This window comes from Candidatus Polarisedimenticolaceae bacterium (assembly GCA_036376135.1).
Classification (GTDB): Bacteria; Acidobacteriota; Polarisedimenticolia; order Polarisedimenticolales; family DASRJG01; genus DASVAW01.
In genome coordinates, this window is the sequence record DASVAW010000145.1 from 1 (window position 1) to 2,903 (window position 2,903).

Below are 2,903 nucleotides of genomic sequence, written 5' to 3' on the forward strand. Positions count from 1 at the left end.
GCGGCGTCGATCCACCCCGACGTGTGGCACGTCGTCGCGGGGCGACCGTACATCCTGCGCCTGATGGGGGCGGGGATCTCCAGGCCGAAGGTGCAGATCCCCGGAACCGACATGGCGGGGGTCGTCGAGTCCGTCGGCGCCAGGGCGACGCGATTCCGACCCGGCGACGCGGTGTTCGGCGACACCACGGCCACCCACCCCTGGACGAACGGCGGGGCGTTCGCCGAGTACGTCTGCGTGCGTGAGGACCTCCTGGCCTTGAAGCCGGAGCACGTGACGTTCGAGCAGGCGGCCTCCGTTCCCACCTCGGGGCTGATCACCCTGCAGAACCTCCGGGATCTCGATCGCTGGCCGCCGGGGCGGAGAGTGCTGATCAACGGAGCCGGCGGCGGGGTGGGATCGCTCGCCCTGCAGATGATGAAAGCCCACGGCGCGCACGTGACCGCCGTCGATTCCACGGCGAAGCTCGCGATGCTGCGCTCCTTCGGAGCGGATGAGGTCGTGGACTACACCCGCGAGGACTTCACGCGACGCGGTGTTCGCTACGACCTCGTCTTCGACGTTCCCGGGACGCGCCCGTTCTCGGAGATGAAGCGCGCGCTCGAGCCGGACGGGCGGTACCTGCCGATCGGGCACGAGGGGTTCGGGGCGGCGGGGCGACGCGTGTTCGGGCTCGTGCCCAAGTTCCTGACGCTCATGGCGCTGTCGCGCTTCGTGCCGCAGCTGCGCGGGCCCGGACTGCCGATGCCGAGCAAGCAGGAGGCGATCGCCGCCCTCCGCGATTACCTCGACAGGCGGAAGGTCACGCCGGTGATCGACAGCCGGTATCCGCTCGCGGAGGTCCGCGAGGCGTTCCGGCACTTCATGCGCGACGAGACGCTGGGGAAGGTGATCCTCGTTCCGTAAACGTCAGGACGGCTCCCCGCGCATCAGCGCCCCCCCGACCGCCACGAGCCACGCCGACTCCACGAGCGTGACGAGCCCGAATCCGTGCACGTCGAGCTTCATGTGCACGGCGACGACCGCGACGAGCACCGCCAGGCCGACGAGGACGGCCGCGAACCCGAGGACCTTCGACATCCGCCCGCTGCGGACGATCGCGAGCCCCCACGCGAGCATTCCCGCCGCGACCGCGACGACGTAGACCTTCGCGAACCCCTGGTTCATCAAGCCGACCGGTTGGAGGAGGTTGTGGAGGATGTCCTTCGCGGCTCCGTCCGCGTGCGCGAGCTTCAGGAGGAGCGGGGAGGCGACGAACCCGCTCGCGACCGCGGCACCCATCCCGGCGACACTGCCGAACCCCCACGCGACGAGAGCGACGTTCGTCAGGTCGGAGGGGCCGAGGCGGCGGGCGAGCCCGATCAGCCCCAGGAAGGTCAGGGGCAGCCCCGCGATCGCGATCGAGTGGACGACGACGTTGAGGTGGGCCTGGGCCTCGGGGCTTCCCGAGCCGGCGATGTCGTGGGCGGTCGGGTGGGCGGCCATGATCCCGACGCCGATCAGGGCGCCGAGGATGAGGACGATTCCGCTGAAGAGGTCGCGCTTCATCTTGTTCCTCCGTGAGGACGGGGCGAGAATGCCGCGCGAGTTTCGGGATCGGCACGGGGAAGGTCAATCGGCAACGGGGCGCGAACGGGCGTTGATGAACAAGAAAGTGGTTCTTGTTCGGGAAGCGGAGGACCGGCGGGTCCTCCGGACGCGCAGCGCGCTGACCGTCGCCCTCGTCGATCTCGTGATGCGCAAGCGCTACGGGCGGATCACGATCCAGGATCTGCTCGACCGATCGGGGGTCGGACGCGCGACGTTCTACAAGCACTACCGCGGGAAGGACGACCTGCTGCTGCGCAGCTTCCAGCGGATGCTCGGCTCGCTCGACGCGGCGATCGACGCCGACCCGAAGGGGGCGCGGCGGATCGCGCCGGTGCGCGAGTTGTTCCACCACATCCGGCATGCGTGGGAGTTCCATCGCAGGTTGTCGCACGCGCCCGTGATCGACCACCTCTACCGCGCGGGTGTGGACGTGATGGCGGCGACGATCGAGCGACGGCTTGCGTCGCGCGGGGCCTCCGGGAAATCGGTACCCCACCAGATCGCGGCGCGGGCGCACGCCGGGGCGCTGTTCGCGCTGCTGCGGTGGTGGATCGACGCCGGGGCGCCGCACACCCCCGAGGAGATGGACGCGATGTTCCATGCGCAGATCGGGACATGAGAGGCCGAGGTCCGGGCGCGCCTAAGATGCGGCGATGACGAACGCCGCCCGCCTCGCGTTGGGTCCGCTGATCCTCGCTCAGGCGCTGGTCGTCCGGCGGCGGATCCCGAAGCTCCCGGAAGCCTCGGGGCCCCGTCAGGGGACCGCAGGGGATGGGCCCGCGCTCCGTCTGCTGATCGCGGGCGATTCCGCCGCGGCAGGAGTGGGAGCGGCCACGCAGGACGAAGCGCTGGCGGGGCGGATCGTCGAGGGGCTCGCACCGAAGTTCCGCGTCGCGTGGCGTGTCGAGGCGGCCAAGGGGGCGACGACCCGCGACACGCTCGCGCGACTCGCGGCGCTTGACGGCGCGAGGTTCGACGTGCTCGTCACCTCGCTGGGCGTCAACGACCTCACGAGGGGGATGAGAACGGCGGCGTGGCTCCGGGTGCAGCGCGAGCTGCGCGTACTCGCGCGCGAGCGGCTGGGCGTGTCGCTCCTGGTCCTCGCGGGGCTTCCGCCGCTCGGCGGGTTCCCGTCCCTCCCCGAGCCGCTGCGAGGATTCGTCGGCTCGCGTGCGAGATCCTGGAGCGCGTCCCTCGAGCGGGAGCTGCGCCTGGAGCCCGACGCGCGCTACCTCGAGCTGACGCCCCTGCTCGCCGTCGAGCACATGGCGACGGACGGTTTCCACCCCGGACCGGGGATCTACGCGGACTGG

4 protein-coding genes are annotated in these 2,903 nt (G+C 70.9%); 3 read left to right on the top strand and 1 reads right to left on the bottom strand.

What is annotated here, in order from left to right:
• Positions 1–906 (top strand): NAD(P)-dependent alcohol dehydrogenase (locus tag VF139_15150; GenBank protein HEX6852732.1); only part of this gene is annotated, 906 nt, incomplete at its 5' end.
• Positions 907–909: 3 nt separating this feature from the next.
• Here VF139_15150 and VF139_15155 read toward each other — a convergent pair.
• Positions 910–1,548: a hypothetical protein gene (locus tag VF139_15155; GenBank protein ID HEX6852733.1), complete on the bottom strand. Its 639-nt coding sequence runs from the start codon at positions 1,546–1,548 to the stop codon at positions 910–912.
• Between the two features lie 94 nt (positions 1,549–1,642).
• Here VF139_15155 and VF139_15160 point away from each other — a divergent pair, with 94 nt between their 5' ends.
• Together VF139_15160 and VF139_15165 are read left to right on the top strand one after the other, a co-directional pair.
• Positions 1,643–2,209, top strand: coding sequence for a TetR/AcrR family transcriptional regulator (locus VF139_15160; GenBank protein ID HEX6852734.1), 567 nt, complete (start codon positions 1,643–1,645; stop codon positions 2,207–2,209).
• Positions 2,210–2,243: 34 nt separating this feature from the next.
• Positions 2,244–2,903 (top strand): SGNH/GDSL hydrolase family protein (locus tag VF139_15165; GenBank protein HEX6852735.1); only part of this gene is annotated, 660 nt, incomplete at its 3' end.